Source organism: Streptomyces sp. NPDC001156 (assembly GCF_053598275.1).
Genome location: NZ_JBSFJX010000206.1, coordinates 1 through 13,655 on the forward strand (window position 1 = coordinate 1; position 13,655 = coordinate 13,655).

General features: G+C 67.3%; 14 protein-coding genes and 1 pseudogene. 9 read left to right on the plus strand and 6 right to left on the minus strand.

Annotation, left to right across the window (positions count from 1 at the left end; genetic code table 11):
* Positions 1-475 precede the first annotated feature (475 nt).
* On the plus strand, positions 476-667 hold the full coding sequence (locus ACWDA7_RS43000) for a hypothetical protein (protein WP_450612316.1): 192 nt from the start codon (positions 476-478) through the stop codon (positions 665-667).
* A gap of 32 nt (positions 668-699) precedes the next feature.
* A complete protein-coding gene (locus tag ACWDA7_RS43005) occupies positions 700-1,047 on the plus strand; it encodes a hypothetical protein (protein ID WP_450612318.1) in 348 nt (115 codons plus the stop codon).
* Between the two features lie 263 nt (positions 1,048-1,310).
* Here ACWDA7_RS43005 and ACWDA7_RS43010 read toward each other — a convergent pair whose 3' ends face one another.
* The 4 genes from ACWDA7_RS43010 to ACWDA7_RS43025 form a co-directional block, all read right to left on the minus strand.
* Entirely contained in the window at positions 1,311-1,928 is a 618-nt protein-coding gene (locus ACWDA7_RS43010; protein WP_450612320.1) for a superoxide dismutase family protein, read from the minus strand.
* Positions 1,929-2,414: 486 nt separating this feature from the next.
* The gene (locus ACWDA7_RS43015; protein ID WP_450612322.1) at positions 2,415-2,771 is read right to left on the minus strand and encodes a hypothetical protein; all 357 of its coding nucleotides are present in this window, start codon (positions 2,769-2,771) and stop codon (positions 2,415-2,417) included.
* Between the two features lie 128 nt (positions 2,772-2,899).
* Entirely contained in the window at positions 2,900-3,136 is a 237-nt protein-coding gene (locus tag ACWDA7_RS43020; protein WP_450612324.1) for a hypothetical protein, read from the minus strand.
* Between the two features lie 292 nt (positions 3,137-3,428).
* On the minus strand, positions 3,429-3,617 hold the full coding sequence (locus ACWDA7_RS43025) for a hypothetical protein (RefSeq protein ID WP_450612326.1): 189 nt from the start codon (positions 3,615-3,617) through the stop codon (positions 3,429-3,431).
* 671 nt (positions 3,618-4,288) lie between these two features.
* Between ACWDA7_RS43025 and ACWDA7_RS43030 the strand changes: the two genes are divergently transcribed.
* Complete coding sequence (locus ACWDA7_RS43030; protein WP_450612328.1) at positions 4,289-5,140, plus strand: helix-turn-helix domain-containing protein; 852 nt, start codon at positions 4,289-4,291, stop codon at positions 5,138-5,140.
* A 210-nt stretch (positions 5,141-5,350) separates the two neighbouring features.
* Here the strand turns inward: ACWDA7_RS43030 and ACWDA7_RS43035 are convergent, their stop codons facing one another.
* The gene (locus tag ACWDA7_RS43035; protein ID WP_450612330.1) at positions 5,351-6,460 is read right to left on the minus strand and encodes an alpha/beta hydrolase fold domain-containing protein; all 1,110 of its coding nucleotides are present in this window, start codon (positions 6,458-6,460) and stop codon (positions 5,351-5,353) included.
* 187 nt (positions 6,461-6,647) lie between these two features.
* Positions 6,648-7,391, minus strand: coding sequence for a maleate cis-trans isomerase family protein (locus tag ACWDA7_RS43040; protein WP_450612332.1), 744 nt, complete (start codon positions 7,389-7,391; stop codon positions 6,648-6,650).
* A gap of 589 nt (positions 7,392-7,980) precedes the next feature.
* Here ACWDA7_RS43040 and ACWDA7_RS43045 point away from each other — a divergent pair.
* From ACWDA7_RS43045 to ACWDA7_RS43070, 6 genes and pseudogenes are all read left to right on the plus strand, one after another.
* Positions 7,981-9,183: a homogentisate 1,2-dioxygenase gene (locus tag ACWDA7_RS43045; protein ID WP_450612334.1), complete on the plus strand. Its 1,203-nt coding sequence runs from the start codon at positions 7,981-7,983 to the stop codon at positions 9,181-9,183.
* Complete coding sequence (locus ACWDA7_RS43050; RefSeq protein WP_450612336.1) at positions 9,176-10,450, plus strand: hypothetical protein; 1,275 nt, start codon at positions 9,176-9,178, stop codon at positions 10,448-10,450. Before ACWDA7_RS43045 ends, ACWDA7_RS43050 begins: the two co-directional genes overlap by 8 nt.
* A 157-nt stretch (positions 10,451-10,607) precedes the next feature.
* On the plus strand, positions 10,608-10,829 hold the full coding sequence (locus tag ACWDA7_RS43055) for a YciI family protein (protein ID WP_450612338.1): 222 nt from the start codon (positions 10,608-10,610) through the stop codon (positions 10,827-10,829).
* 372 nt (positions 10,830-11,201) lie between these two features.
* On the plus strand, positions 11,202-11,525 hold the full coding sequence (locus tag ACWDA7_RS43060; protein WP_450612340.1) for a putative quinol monooxygenase: 324 nt from the start codon (positions 11,202-11,204) through the stop codon (positions 11,523-11,525).
* A 195-nt stretch (positions 11,526-11,720) separates the two neighbouring features.
* Positions 11,721-12,083: pseudogene (locus tag ACWDA7_RS43065) on the plus strand (DDE-type integrase/transposase/recombinase); the annotation flags it as partial.
* A 38-nt stretch (positions 12,084-12,121) separates the two neighbouring features.
* Entirely contained in the window at positions 12,122-13,492 is a 1,371-nt protein-coding gene (locus tag ACWDA7_RS43070) for a homogentisate 1,2-dioxygenase (protein WP_450612342.1), read from the plus strand.
* Positions 13,493-13,655: the final 163 nt, after the last annotated feature.

Genomic DNA, 13,655 nt, shown 5'->3' on the forward strand with positions numbered 1-13,655 from the left:
GTCGCGAAGCGCTCCGGCAACCGGCCCGTCGACAACCACCCTACGAACCAACCCCCGAGATCACCACGATCTGCTTGACGTCCGTTAGGAACTCATCAGTGCCCGCCATGCGCCGTGCGCGCTGCAACACTACGAACAAGTACATGCTCGTGCACACTCACACACACTCCTACACATCCGAAACCGAACAGCTCCCAACCCCACGCCGGTTCTCCCCCAGCTCACCAATGACAGCGACGAGGTGTTCCCTGCATGACCGGCCCGCTGCAGCCGTGGCGCCCAAAGGACTTCGACGAGCGCTGTGAGACGTGTGGCGCGCCTTAAGGCCGGCTGTGCAAGCCGTCGTGCGACACCGGCTACACCGCCGAAGACGCCCGCCGTGACGCCGAGCGCTGCCAGGAGGCCGCGGCAGCGCCGCCATACCGCCCCGCACCGGGCACTTGTCCCGGCCATCCCAAGGAGTGAAGGCGCCACGATGCCACCGGAGTTGGCCACCCAGGAGCAGTTCGACGCGTTCGCCGACGAGGTGGCGCGCAGGCTGGGCACGCACACTGCCGGACCGATCCGCTGCCCCCGTACGCGCGCGGTCTCGCGCGGCTGGTCGTCGACGGCGACGGCCGCGCCCTGCGCCTGTGCCAGCCCGACGCGCGCCGCCCCGACCGGCTGAAGGTGTACGCCGCGCTACCGGACGAAACCCACGTGCGGGCACCGTCGATCGGGGTGACGGCCGGCAGCGCCGACCATGTGGCCCGCGAGATCACGCGGCGGCTGTATCCGCTGCAGGCCCAGGCCGCGCGGCAGGTCGCCGAACTCACCGCGAAGCAGCAGGCGGAGGCCCAGGGGCGCGGCGCCGTCGCCGACACCCTGGCCGGCCAACTGCCCGGCGCACGCGTCTCCAAGGAACAGCGCCGTACGCGGGTTGTCTGGCGGCGCGAGTCCAGGCCGTCCGGGGAGCCCGCCACGTCGAGGTGGAGGACGTGTGCGCGATCGTCGGCCCCTTTGGCGGCCGGGTACAGGTGGAGGCGACCGGCCGTCCCAGCTCCGTGATCCCCATGCTGGCCGCCTTCGCCCAGGCGGACCGGGACTGAAGCCGCAGGTCAGCACCTCACCGCACGCTCGGTGCGCGCCGGGGCGTGGTAAATCCCGTGGGGCGCGCCGGAGGCGCTTGTGATTGCTCTATCTCCCGACGGAGCCGCAAGATCGCGCCCGGTATGGCCGCTCATGAGGAGCCCACGCGGAGCGTCGGCGACTGACGACAATGCGGCCGGGCACCAGCTATCGGCCACCGACGCCCCCATGGCCGGCCGGCCTTAGTTGCCGGTGCCTGCCTCGTCGGTCGTGCCGGCGAACGGCACAGTAAGACAGGCGAGCCGCGCCCCAGCCATTCCTGCCTCGCCGGGCTTCGTCGCCGTCCCGTGCTCGTGGATGATCACGGACCGGGCCTCGCCCGGCCGGAAGCCCCAGTCATGCCAGGATTCGACGGTGGCACGGCCCTGGGCGTCGGTCCTGAAGTCCAGCCACACCTCGTTCTCGGAGTTCGCGTAGGCAGGGTCGGTAGAAGGCTGGTTGGGGTCCTTGACGTCCTGGTAGTGCGGACCCGAGGCATCCGGGGTGCGGCCACACGGCTTGGTGTGCACATGCGCTCCATACACGCGGTTCGGGAGCAGCCCGCTCACCTGGAGCCGAACACTGGTGGCCGCGCCGCCGACGGGACCGCCCACCTGCTCGACGACGGAAATGCGAGCGCCCACGGGCACCGTCTTCGCGTCGTACGTCAGCGGCTGCGACGGATGGAACGGCGAAGACGGCACGAACTGCCCCTCCACCTTCACCGTGCGGGAGCCGTCATCCGCGAATGCCGAGGTGGCCGGCAGCGCGAGCACTGCTGTGACGGCAAGGGCGGCGGAGGCTTTACGAAGAATCCTCATGAGCGGTCTCCCTCGACAAAGCACGATGGGCGGTCCGGCGGGATGGCCGTCCCACCGTACGGGCCAACGATTCCGCGCCACGCGTAGAAGGCGTCCGTTGGAGTGAAGCGGTCGAGCAGGCGCACTCTCGAAAGGCCCCCACAGTGGCAGGCGCACCGATGACACCGACCCAAGCGTCGTCCCCTGAAATCCTCAAGGCCGTGCCGGATCCGGTCGAGCAGAGTAATCAGCCGCATCGGGCGGAGATGGCGCTCCACGCGCCCCGTGCTACCCACACCCAACCTGACCTGCATCTATGTACGCGTCAGAGGCGGGTTCACACTCAGATACAACACACTATTATAGAAGTTGCTGGGAGTGGCCCCACCCTCCCGTCCCGCAGGAGGACGCATGCAGCGGTGCCGGTGGACCTTCCACACCATCGACAAGTTGGAGGTGCACTCCGGCGACCGGCTATGGCCCACCACGTCGTGAGACGTCCGCATGTCAGTGGGCGGCCGTTGCAGCCGACCGCCAGACGCAATCCGCCGGCCGATCGGGGCGCCCAGCCCACCGACGTCCCGCCCGCCAATCCGTCGGGCCGGGCCTGTGCCGCTCGAAAAGCGTGGTCGGCGTGAGGGCGAATACGTGGCGCCAGCGTTCCTGCGGGACCAGCCGGGAAAGGACGGCGAGCCAGATCCGGTCGGCCGGCTCATAGCGGACCCGGGCGATCTGGCGGCGCAGCACCGCGTTCTCGTGCCGTAACGCCAAGACTTCCGCATCCTTGGCCACGCGGCTGCGCAGCACGGCAGCGGGCACCCTGATCAGATTGTGGACCAGCGTGGTGAGGATCGACAGGGGCATCGACAGATCGTCCCAGGCGCTGTGCAGGCCGCCGCCCTGCGTGGAGAAGCTGCAGGCCAGACCCAGAATCGTATTTCCGAGCGGGACAGGTGCCGGCGGGCCTCAGCGTTGGTTGGGCGCTGGGTTGGTCAAGGGCGGCGGGTCTTGCTCAGGATCACGTCCAGGCACCCTCCGGGGAGATCCACAACCCCGTCGAAGTCATCCAGGGTGACCCCGTGGCGTCCGGCGGCGAACAGCAGGTCCTCCAGCAGGAGCCGGGCGGCCGTACGCTGCTGGGCGGTGATCGGCTCCCCCGGGCGCTTCACCATTGCGATCCGGTCCTCAGTGGTGCGGCCCTTGCTGTCCGTGTACGCGGTGTATGTCACTGGTTTGCCGCCTTTCAACGCCGAATCGTCGTACGGGACAGCGCGGCCAACTCCGTGTACGTCACTGGTCTGCCGCCTTCCAGCGCCGAATCGTCGTACGGGACAGCCCGGTTAACTCCGTGATCCGGCGCTCCGGGACCTCCACGGACACCGCCCGGAGGACCGCTGCCCCGGCCCGCCCCGGTCCCCGACTGCGCACCGCGCGTGCCGTGCACCCGGCGCAGGCCCGGCTGCGGCCACTGGTACAGCCGCGCGGTCACCGACGTGTCCCGCGCAGGTCCACCTCCACCTGCTAGACCACCCGGCCGTCCGCGTAGTCCTGACGCGCCAGGACCGGCGCGTATCGCCACGCCCCGTGCGAGAACACCTTAAGCGCGGGCCGGTCCCCGACCAGCCACGTCGACACCTTCGGCGGCGGCCCGTCCGAGGACCGCCACGGCCGCGCCTCCTCGGGCTCGGGCGGGTCGGCGGCAGTATCCATGCGACCGAGCGTAGACGCGCCACGCCCGGCCCCGGGACTGGAACAGCGGTTGGCGCTAGGGATTGATCTTGCTGGCTACTCGGTCTCCGTGGGGTGGAGGACCTGGTCCTGGAGACGCTGCCGGAGGTCGGCTTCCTCCGGCGTGAGCGGATTGCCCGGCCGTCGGATGCGGACTCGGCGAGGGCGGGGGATCTCGTCGGCGTTCTGGAGATCGGCGAAGTCGGCGTGGGCCTGGACGACGACCCCGGGGTACGCCTCCTGCCTTTGTTGGTAGTAGACCCGGCCCGGCCGACTCCGCCCTGCTCAGCGCGGTGTTGGCCGGGCTTCACCATGCCCGCCTCCGACCAGGCGGCTGCCGCGTGTTGCGATGACAGGATGCTGGGCTCAACCAGCCAATCAGTCACGACCACGTGCGGTAAGTGATCGGACGGAGGTGTAGACGAGTCCACACCTCACCCCTGCCTGCCGCACGTACGGCTCGCGGCATGACACAGGCCAGCCCTCCGGGCCGCTGCAGACGGCGAGCGCGTCCGCACAGTGTCGCCATCTGAAGCGGCATCGACTGCATAAGGGCCGCCCACACCGGGGAGGTCGCCGACGGCGACCGGCTGACTCGATCATGGTAACCAGAGGGGGAGGATACGGCGCGGACCGGGAAGCATCATGGAGGGATGACCAATAAGAGCGAGCTGGCGGCATTCCTGCGATCACGCCGGGAACACTTGAAACCTGAACTAGTGGGGTTGTCTTCCTCTGGCCGGCGGCGAACCCCCGGGCTTCGGCGAGTGGAGCTCGCCATGCTCGCCGGCTTGAGTGTGGAATACCTGGAACGGCTGGAGCAGGGCCGGAACCTCAATCCCTCCGTCACGGTGCTCGCCGCTCTTGCCCAGGCGCTGCGGCTCTCCGATGACGACAAACGGCACCTTGCGATGCTGGCCATGAAACGGCACAGCGCCGAGCTCTGGCCGGCTCCCCGCCCGGTCAGCGATGAGCCACGCCCGACGGTGCGTGTACTGCTGGATCATCTTGATCCCACCCCGGCGTTCCTGCTCGGGCCGATCTGCAACGTTGTGGCATGGAACAAGGCGTGGGAAACCGTGGTCAGGCCGCTGGGAGTGCTGGATGAGGACCCTCCCAACTTGCTCCGCAATCACTTTCTGAACCCCCGGGGGCGCCGGGTATTCGCCGACAACGATTGGGCAGCTGCCGCGGACGAGCTCGTCGGCTGGCTGCGCTCCGCCCAACCGGACTGGGGCGACGACCACGAGTTCCGTGCCCTGGTCGACGAACTGGGCACGGTTCCCGAGTTCGCGCGCCGATGGGCTGCCCACCCGATCGCATACCAGCAGTCAAGCGTCAAACGTCTCTTCCACCCCGATGCCGGAGCCCTGCACGTCGCTGTCGAGGTTCTCCGCGTCGGAGAGGCCGACCACTGGCTCCAGCTGTGGCTGCCCGACGAAGACACCACGCCCGCCATCAATGCACTTCTCTCCGCATCCCTCGACATCGCCCCGTCGCGGTAGCACTCCCGGCCGACGGCATACCGCGAGCAGGCCACAGTGCAGCCGCTTCGCCAACCCTGAGCAGGTCAGCGCCAGCGCGCAGTCCCTTGCCCGCCGGCTCTCTGCGTCGGCGCATCGGTGAGGAAGCCGGCTTCCACGCCGGGAACCGGATCGCACCACTCATCACAGCCGCTGTCGTTGGCATCGCCGACTGGAACAACGGCGGATTCCTCACATTCGTGGCGCCGGGCGCCGCAGGGAATAAGCGAAGCTGCTGATGCTGCGGACGTTTGCGGCGTAGACATCGGGCAGCGCCACACGGAAGAGGGTCTCTCCGACGTGGGGCAGTCCCATGTTCATCCAGCCCACCGCCCGGACGCCCGCCGCGAGCAGCTTGCGGTAGTAGTCGAGTCCCTCGTCCCGCACCGGGTCGACCTCGTTGACCGAGATCACGTGCGGCGGGAGCCCTTCCAGGTCGGCGGTCGTGGCCCGGGAGGGCCAGCAGGTCGCCTCGTCGAGGTTCTCCGAACCCGGGTCGTAGATCTCGGCGAGTGCCTGCATCATGTCGCGCTCGAGGACGTACCCGTCGTAGTCGGCCAGCGATGGCAGCTCCTCGCCGTCATGGGCCCACTTACCGTAGATGTAGGGGCATTGGGCATACACCCCGGAGATCGTGGAGAGGAAGCCCTCCCGTTTGGCCTTGATGGTCAGCGCGAGAGCGAGGTTCGCGCCACCTGACTCGCCCGATACCACGATGTTCGACACCCCCAGCTCGGCGGCATGCGTAGCGGCCCACTGCAAGCCGGCTGCACAGTCCTCGAGCCCGGCCGGGTACGGATGCGGCCCGAGCTTGCCCGCGCCATTGCGGAACTCGACACCAATGACGATCAGGCCGGTAGCGGCAAGTTCTTGCCGCCAGCGGGTGTAGCCGGCGCTCGTGGCCCCCGTGATGACCATGCCGCCGCCGTGTATGTGGTAAAGGCACGGCAGCGGGCCCTCCACGGTCTCCGGACGGGTCACGTACAGCTGGATCTGATGGCCATCCGCTGCCGTGACGGTGTGCGTCTCGGTTGTGACGCCCTCGACCTCAGGTAGGCCGGCGTTCATCGTGTGGAACATCGGCTCGGAGCCGGATTCGGCAGCGACGGCGAATTGCAGAAGCTCCGCACGTGCGGAACGGAAACTCACCGGTGGCGCCGACGCCAACTGGTCGAGCCCGAACGGCGCCAGCGCCGCTGCGGCACCTGGATGCAGCTGGGGATCGGTCTTGAGCGAGCGCTCAGGGGCACCGAGACGTCTCGGAGCGCCATCGCGAAGCTCCCCGGCAGATTCAGCCGTCACGGCCGACTCCTTCTTCAGGAAATGATGAGTACGGAATGCGGTCCAGGCATGCGAGTCACACCTGCGCGCTCGCGAGGTGGGGGCGGGACGGGCTCGCCCCCACGTGCCGCCGCACAGGATCATTCGTTCGCCGACGCGGTTCTCAGGCCATGGCTGCTGTCAGGCTTCCTCGGAAATCCGCCCGGGCTCAGCCCTTGAACAGTGCGCCAGACCCTGGGACCGGGGCGTAGGCCCCGAGCGCGGACAGCACCTGCCAGGACGTGGCGGTCGCAGCAGTGATGACTGGCAGGTCGACGGCGGCTTCGGCGGCGGGAATGGCCTCCAGTGAGGGCATCTGCACGCACGCACTCAGCACCACCGCGTCGGCCCCGCGCGTGTCGAGCCGACGCGCAATGTCCGGCAGCTGTCCCTGGTCGAGGCGCCCGACGGCGAGGTTGTCGTCCACCTCCAAACTGATCGCATCCTGGACCTCGATGCCTTCTCCCTCGATGTACTCGACTACGCGTGCGGTGAGAGGTTTGAGGTACGGGGTCACGAGGGAGACCTTGCGGGCACCGATGTGGTGCAGCCCGGCAACGAGAGCCCCTGCGCTCGACACGACGTCCACGGCTGCACCCGCCTCCGCCGACGTCTTGGTGAGCCGCTTTTCGATGTCACGGTGGGCTCCAGGGCCCTGAGCCATGATGGCGACCAGACATGCGTAGGCCATCACATCCACGGACGCATCGGCCAGCTCGACCGTCGCGCGATCGGCGTCCGCGTTCATCGCGGCGAGCTCGCTTTCACTCACCGTCTTCATCCGCATCCGGCTGGAGTGGAACGTGAACCGGTCGCCGGTTGTGGCCGCCACCCGGCGCAACACCTCGGGAACCTCGGTCTCCATCGTTGTGTTGGAACTCGGCACCAACAGTCCCACACGGTATGAACTCATCGATAGTCGCCTCTCGTTGTACATGTGGCTCGGCACTGGTGGTCTGTACTGCGACGCACAGGTGACGCCGCTCATCGGACCGCGCGTGAGTCGCCGGCAAGACCACCGGCGACTCGCGCGCGGACGAGAGGTTGTGAATAGGGCATCCGTTGATTTCGCCGGCACCCGAGATTGTGGATCCCGCCCGGCCCGCCCGATCACACCGGACTGTCTCCTTGCGCTCTGCTTCGACCGCTCACTATGACGATGCACGCCGCGTACCTGTGGTGGAACGCCCCAGGAATAGGCGTACTCGCAGGGCGAGGCTCCTTCTCGCAGGCGCGGCACCGGGTGGACGTCCATCGGTTTCGCTGAGGTTGGCCTGCCTGCCCACGGACCCACGCAGGCCCGGCCGGAACGTCACGCGCGTCACCTCACGGCGCTCACGCACGAAGGTCGTGCGGTTCGCATGGCTCGGCAATACCCAACGGCGCCGGCGCAGCGGCAGCGTCTCCCTGCGAGTACCCGTATCCCTGCGGCGTTCCACCACGGGGCACGTCGCGTCCATCGTCATGCCCAACGGTCGGACACAGTCGAAGGAGACAGTCCTATGGACATCAAGCCGATGCGATCGTGGATTCACCACAGCCGGGGCACGGTGCTGCGGCAGGCAGGCGTGGCACGGCACGAGTTGGGTGACCTGCATGAGGACATGCTCACGCGGCATGGCTTCGAGGGCCGAGACGCACACCTGTACCGACGCAACGAACCGACCGCCTGGAAGCGCGCCGAGGGAAGCGGGAACCACCTCGACATCGACGGGCGGCTGCTGGAGCCCTCCGACCTGACGCACGCCAATGGCGGCCCGCTGCGGCTGTTCCACAATCCCGATGTCTCCATCTGGGTGAGCCGGCGCAGCGCCAACATGACCTATTCGGCGCGCAACGCCGACGGGGACGAGCTGTACTTCGTGCACGAGGGCACGGGCACCTTCTACACCGAGTTCGGCCCGATCCCCTACGAGCCCGGTGATTACGTCGTCATGCCGAAGGGCGTGACATACCGGATCCGCCCCACTGGTCCGGTGAACTACTTCCTGATCGTCGAGACGACCGAGGAGCTCGGCTTCGCCGACATCGGCCCGCTGGGTCGCCGCGCTCCGTTCGACCCGGCCCTGTTGTATGTACCCTCCCCGGCCCTGGACGAGCTGGGCGACGGCCGTACCGAGGACGGCGAGTGGCCCGTACGGATCAAGCTGCATGGTGAGTACACCTCGGCGTTCTACGACTTCGACCCGATCGACGCCGAGGGGTGGAAGGGCGACCTGTTCCCATTCAAGATCAACATCCGGGACTTTCGACCGATCACCAGCGACCGCATCCATCTCATGCCGAGCGCACACAGTATTTTCGCCACGTCGACTGTCGTCGTGGGCAATCTCCTCCCCCGTCCGCTCGAGGCGGCTCCGGACGCGGAGCAATTCCCGCCATACCACCGCAACATGGACTACGACGAGTTCATGTTCACGCACAGCGGGACAGCTCTCGGTCTGCCCATAGCCCCAGCCAGCGTTTCGCTCACGCCGCGGGGGCTGCACCACGGCCTTCCCACCTCGGTCGAGGAGGAGCTTCGCAAGAACATCAAGCCGGGCGACCGTGCGGACTTCGAGTTCATTTTCGTGGACACGGCGCAATCGCTGACCCCCACGCCGGAGGCGCAGGCCAAGAAGCGCGAGGAGCAGATACTCCGGGTGGGTCTCGACCCAGTAACGATCACAGACAACGACGCATTCGAGGTACCGGACAATGACTGAGCAGCAGAAGAAGATCAGCACTGTGGGCGTCGGCATCATCGATTTCGATGCGCTGCCGACAGGGACCGAAACGACGGTCATCCCGGTCAACGCCTTTGACGGTGTGGCCTCACGCGGAATCCTCTACGCCCGGGGCGGCGAGCGGACGGTCGTGGTGGTGTCGCATCCCCGGGGCGACATGAGTCGGCACTACGCCGCTCCGGCGGTCCTGGAGGCCGGGTATGCCTTCTATGTCCACCAGCCCCGGAGCCTGAACAACGACGTCGACTGCGAGCACGAGCGGGTGTTGCTCGATCTCGCGGTCGGGCTGAGCCATCTGAAGAACGAGCGCGGCTTCGAGAAGATCGTGCTGCTGGGCAACAGCGGCGGCGGATCGCTTCTGGCGTTCTACCAGCAGCAGGCGAGCACGGCACCGCCGGGGCGGCTGACGGACACCGCGGCCGGGGAGCCGCTGGATCTGAACGCGGTGGAGATGCCCGGCGCGGATGGGTTCGTCCTGCTCGCAGCGCACCCCGGCCAGGGAGCGTTCATGCTGACCGGCATCGACCCTTCCGTGATCGACGAAGACGATCCGCTGGCGGTGGATCCGGACCTGGACATGTACAACCCGGCGAACGGGTTCCGCGAACCCCCGGAGCCCAGCACCTACTCCGAGGAATTCCTGGAGCGCTACCGCGCGGCGCAGCGGGCCCGCGTGGCCCGACTCGACGCCCGGGCCCGCGGGCTGATCGCCGACCAGCAGCGCCACCGGCAGCGGACGCAGGAGCCGGGGTTCGCCGACCTGCCGCTGGAGGAGCGCAACTACATCACCCGCCGCGCACTGGTCGGCCAGTACATGGTCGTCCACCGGACCGAGGCCGACCCGGCGTTCCTGGACGTGAGCCTGCACGCCTGGAAGTCCACCCGCAAGCCCGCCTCGATTCTCGGGCCCCGACCGGACGAGACGAACTACGCGCCCAACGGGTTCGGCCGGCTGATCACACCGCGCGCGTGGCTGAGCACCTGGTCAGGACTGTCGACACGGGCCAACCTGCTCAAGACGGTGGAGTCAGTACACGAACCACTGCTCGTGATCAACTTCACCGGGGACAACCTCGCCTTCCCCGACGACAACCAGACACAATTCCACGCCAGCCCGGCCGAGGACAAGACGATGCACTTCATCGAAGCCGACCACTTCGGCCTCCCCCTCCCGGAGCGGGAGAAGGCCCTGCAGACCCTCGTCGAATGGCTCGCTCCGCGCTTCCCCGCGGCGGAGAACCGCTGAGCAAATCATCTGGCCGGTGTGGTGGCGGCGCCCCGCCACCACACCGGTCGGGCATGGACCAAGAGAACTGTTATCTCGGTCGACCAGCAATGTGGAGGATCTTGTGAAGCAATTCGTCGTAACGCTTGAGTTCCCGGGCGGACCGCCGGACCAGAAAGTGGGTGCAGCGCAGGGAGTCCTCCTGGACGAGCTGTACGACGCGGGCACCCTCGTGCTCGCGGGCCCGTTCGTCGACGGCCGTGGCGGTATGGCCGTCCTACGCTGTGACTCCCTCGAGCAGGCGCGAGACATCTATCAGGACAGCCCGCTCATCCGCTCCGGCCAGGCAACCTTCCATGTGCGCGAATGGAACGTCGTGAGGGGATCGGTGCAACAGTAAGCGCCCACCACCAGTTGTCACGCGAGCGACCTGCCCGGTCGCCGGGCGCTGGCCCCGGACGTCGACGGCCACAGTGGAGGTCACCGCGCAGACCACCCCCGGGATCACCGAGACATTGATCGGCCGGGGTCCTGCACCAGTTGTTGCAGTCGGTCCCCGGCCTAGCGGGTGGACGGTCTGGTGGACAGTTCCGGCCGGGACGTCCGCCCGCCATCGGGTCGATTAGGCGGAAGCGGTCGTGACCGCCACCTCAGAGCAGACCCCGAAGAACGCCCCCACTGGCCGCAAAAGTCGATGCGCCCAAAGCGGCCTTTCACACAGGCAGCGGCCAGCACCATCACTCTTCCGTATTACGGCACTTCAGGAGGATCTATGACAAAAAGTGGATACGCGCTCATCGTGCGCTGCACCATCCGCGACGCCGACGCCGCTCGGCACTTCGACGCCCTTGTGGCTCGCACGCTGGAAGGCGTCCACAAGGAGCCGGGCGCCTTGGTCTATGTCAACCACATCCCCGACAACGAGCCCCTCCAGCGTGTCATCTACGAGTTCTACCCTGACGAAGCCGCCTTCCAGACCCACGTGAACCAGTCTCACACCCAGACGATGGCGAAGGAGGTCGAGCAGTACCTGGTGTCCATGGAGATAACCTTCCTGCACGAGCAGGCCGGTAAGCGGCCGGCGCAGGCGCCGTGAGACCACAGGCAAGCGAGATGGATCCGGACCGAGTAGACCGTATGAAGCGTTCGGGACCGTGACTGTCCGGGAGCTGAGGACCGATGCCCCCGCGTAACTTGACGCGGGTTGCCTACCGGTGAGCACGGTGGCGGGTAGTGCCGCAGTTACGGGAGGCACCGGATGTTGAGGCTGATCCTTGGGAGTGGACACCCTGACATCTGCTCACGCCGCGTGATCGGCTGGTCGATTGCTGATCACATGCGTACGTCCCTGGTGACCGACGCGATCGAGATGGCAGTCGCCGTCCGCGGCGGCCACGTCAACGGCGTCGTATTCCACACGGACAGCGGCGCCCAATACGTGAGCCGGACCTTCGCCGACGCCTGCCGACGACACGGCATCCGCCGCAGCATGGGGCGCGTCGGATCGAGCTATGACAATGCCCCTTCCAGGGCCTGAAGCGGGAGCTGGACCTCGAAGGCCCAGACGCGGCTCGAGCTGTTCCGCTGGCTCGCCTACTACAACCGGCGCCGTACGACTGCGTGTGCCACGAACATCACAGCGCCCGAACGGTGAGACGTATCGGGCAAAGCTCAACGCGAAAGGACCTTCAAATGACAGTCACCCCTGAGGAGATCACCGGAGAGGCTCGGGTGCGGCAACAGGCCCGCAAGAGGGCGGCATCGCTGAGCTACTCCACCGGTTTCGGCAACGAGCACAGCAGTGAGGCGCTGCCGGGGACGCTGCCGGAGGGACGCAACAACCCTCAGCACCCTGCGCACGGCTTGTACACGGAGTTGCTGTCCGGCACGGCGTTCACCGAACTCCGGCCGATCACCCGCCGGACCTGGCTCTACCGCATCCGTCCGTCGATCGTGCACCCGCCGTTCACGCGCATCGATCACAAAACCCTGCTCACGCCGCCGTTCACGGAGGTTCCCATAGAGCCGAGGCTGCTGTTCTGGGCGCCGAGGCCGGCGCCGGCGCCGGGAACCGACTTCGTCTCGGGGCTGTGGACCGTGGGCGGCAACGGCGACCCCGCCCTGCGCAACGGCATGGCGCTCCATTACTACACGGCCGACACGTCCATGACGGACCGCGTGTTCAGCAATGCCGACGGCGAAATGCTGATCATGCCCGAGCTGGGCGGCCTGCTCATCCACACCGAACTCGGTCTGCTGAGCGTGGAGCCCGGCTCGGTCGCCCTGATTCCCCGTGGCGTCAAGTTCCGCGTCGAGATCCTGGGTGCCGCCGGTCAGGAAGAGGCCCCGTCGTTCGTCCGCGGCTATGTGTGCGAAAACTTCGGCACGCCGTTCGCCCTCCCGGAACTCGGTCTGATCGGCGCCACGGGACTGGCGAACGCCCGCGATTTCCGTGCCCCCGTCGCCGCCTATGACAATGATGAGCGGCCGTTCGAGGTGATCCACAAGGTCGCCGGAAATCTCTGGAGCGCCACCTACGACCACTCTCCGCTGGACGTCGTGGCGTGGCACGGAAACAGCGTCCCCTTCGTCTACAACCTCTATGACTTCCAGGCCCTGGGCACGGTCAGCTACGACCACCCGGATCCTTCGCTGCTGACGGCGCTCACGTCGGTGACCAGCACACCGGGCCTGCCCAACATTGACTTCCTCATCGTGCCTTCCGTGTGGTCGGTTGCCGAGAACACCTTCCGGCCCCCGTGGTACCACCGCAACGTGAGCACCGAGTGGGTCGGCGTGATCGAGGAGGCGCCGAATCCGGGCGGCTACCGGCAGGGCATCAGCACACTGACCAACATGATGACCGCGCACGGGATGGGAGAACCCGTCTGGGAGGCCGCCACCCAGGCCGACCTCGTACCGGAGAAGTCCGAGGGAATGATGGTCATGGTGGAGACCCAGTGGCCGATTGTGCTCACGCCGCAGGCAGCGCAGGCGGTCGGATCCCCCGACGGCGAGGTGCTGCGCAGCGAGGCCAACCTCCCGAGCAACTTCCGGTACTGACACTGTCTCAGCACCCATGCCGCCCGCGGGCCACAGTGCCCCCTCGGCGACAAACGCCTGCGGGCGTGGGGGGGGCGGGGGGGGCGGGGGGGGTCGGCCCCCAAAAGATCTTATATAACTTTAAAAAAAATTAGATAAATTATAAAATATTTTTTTTTTTTTT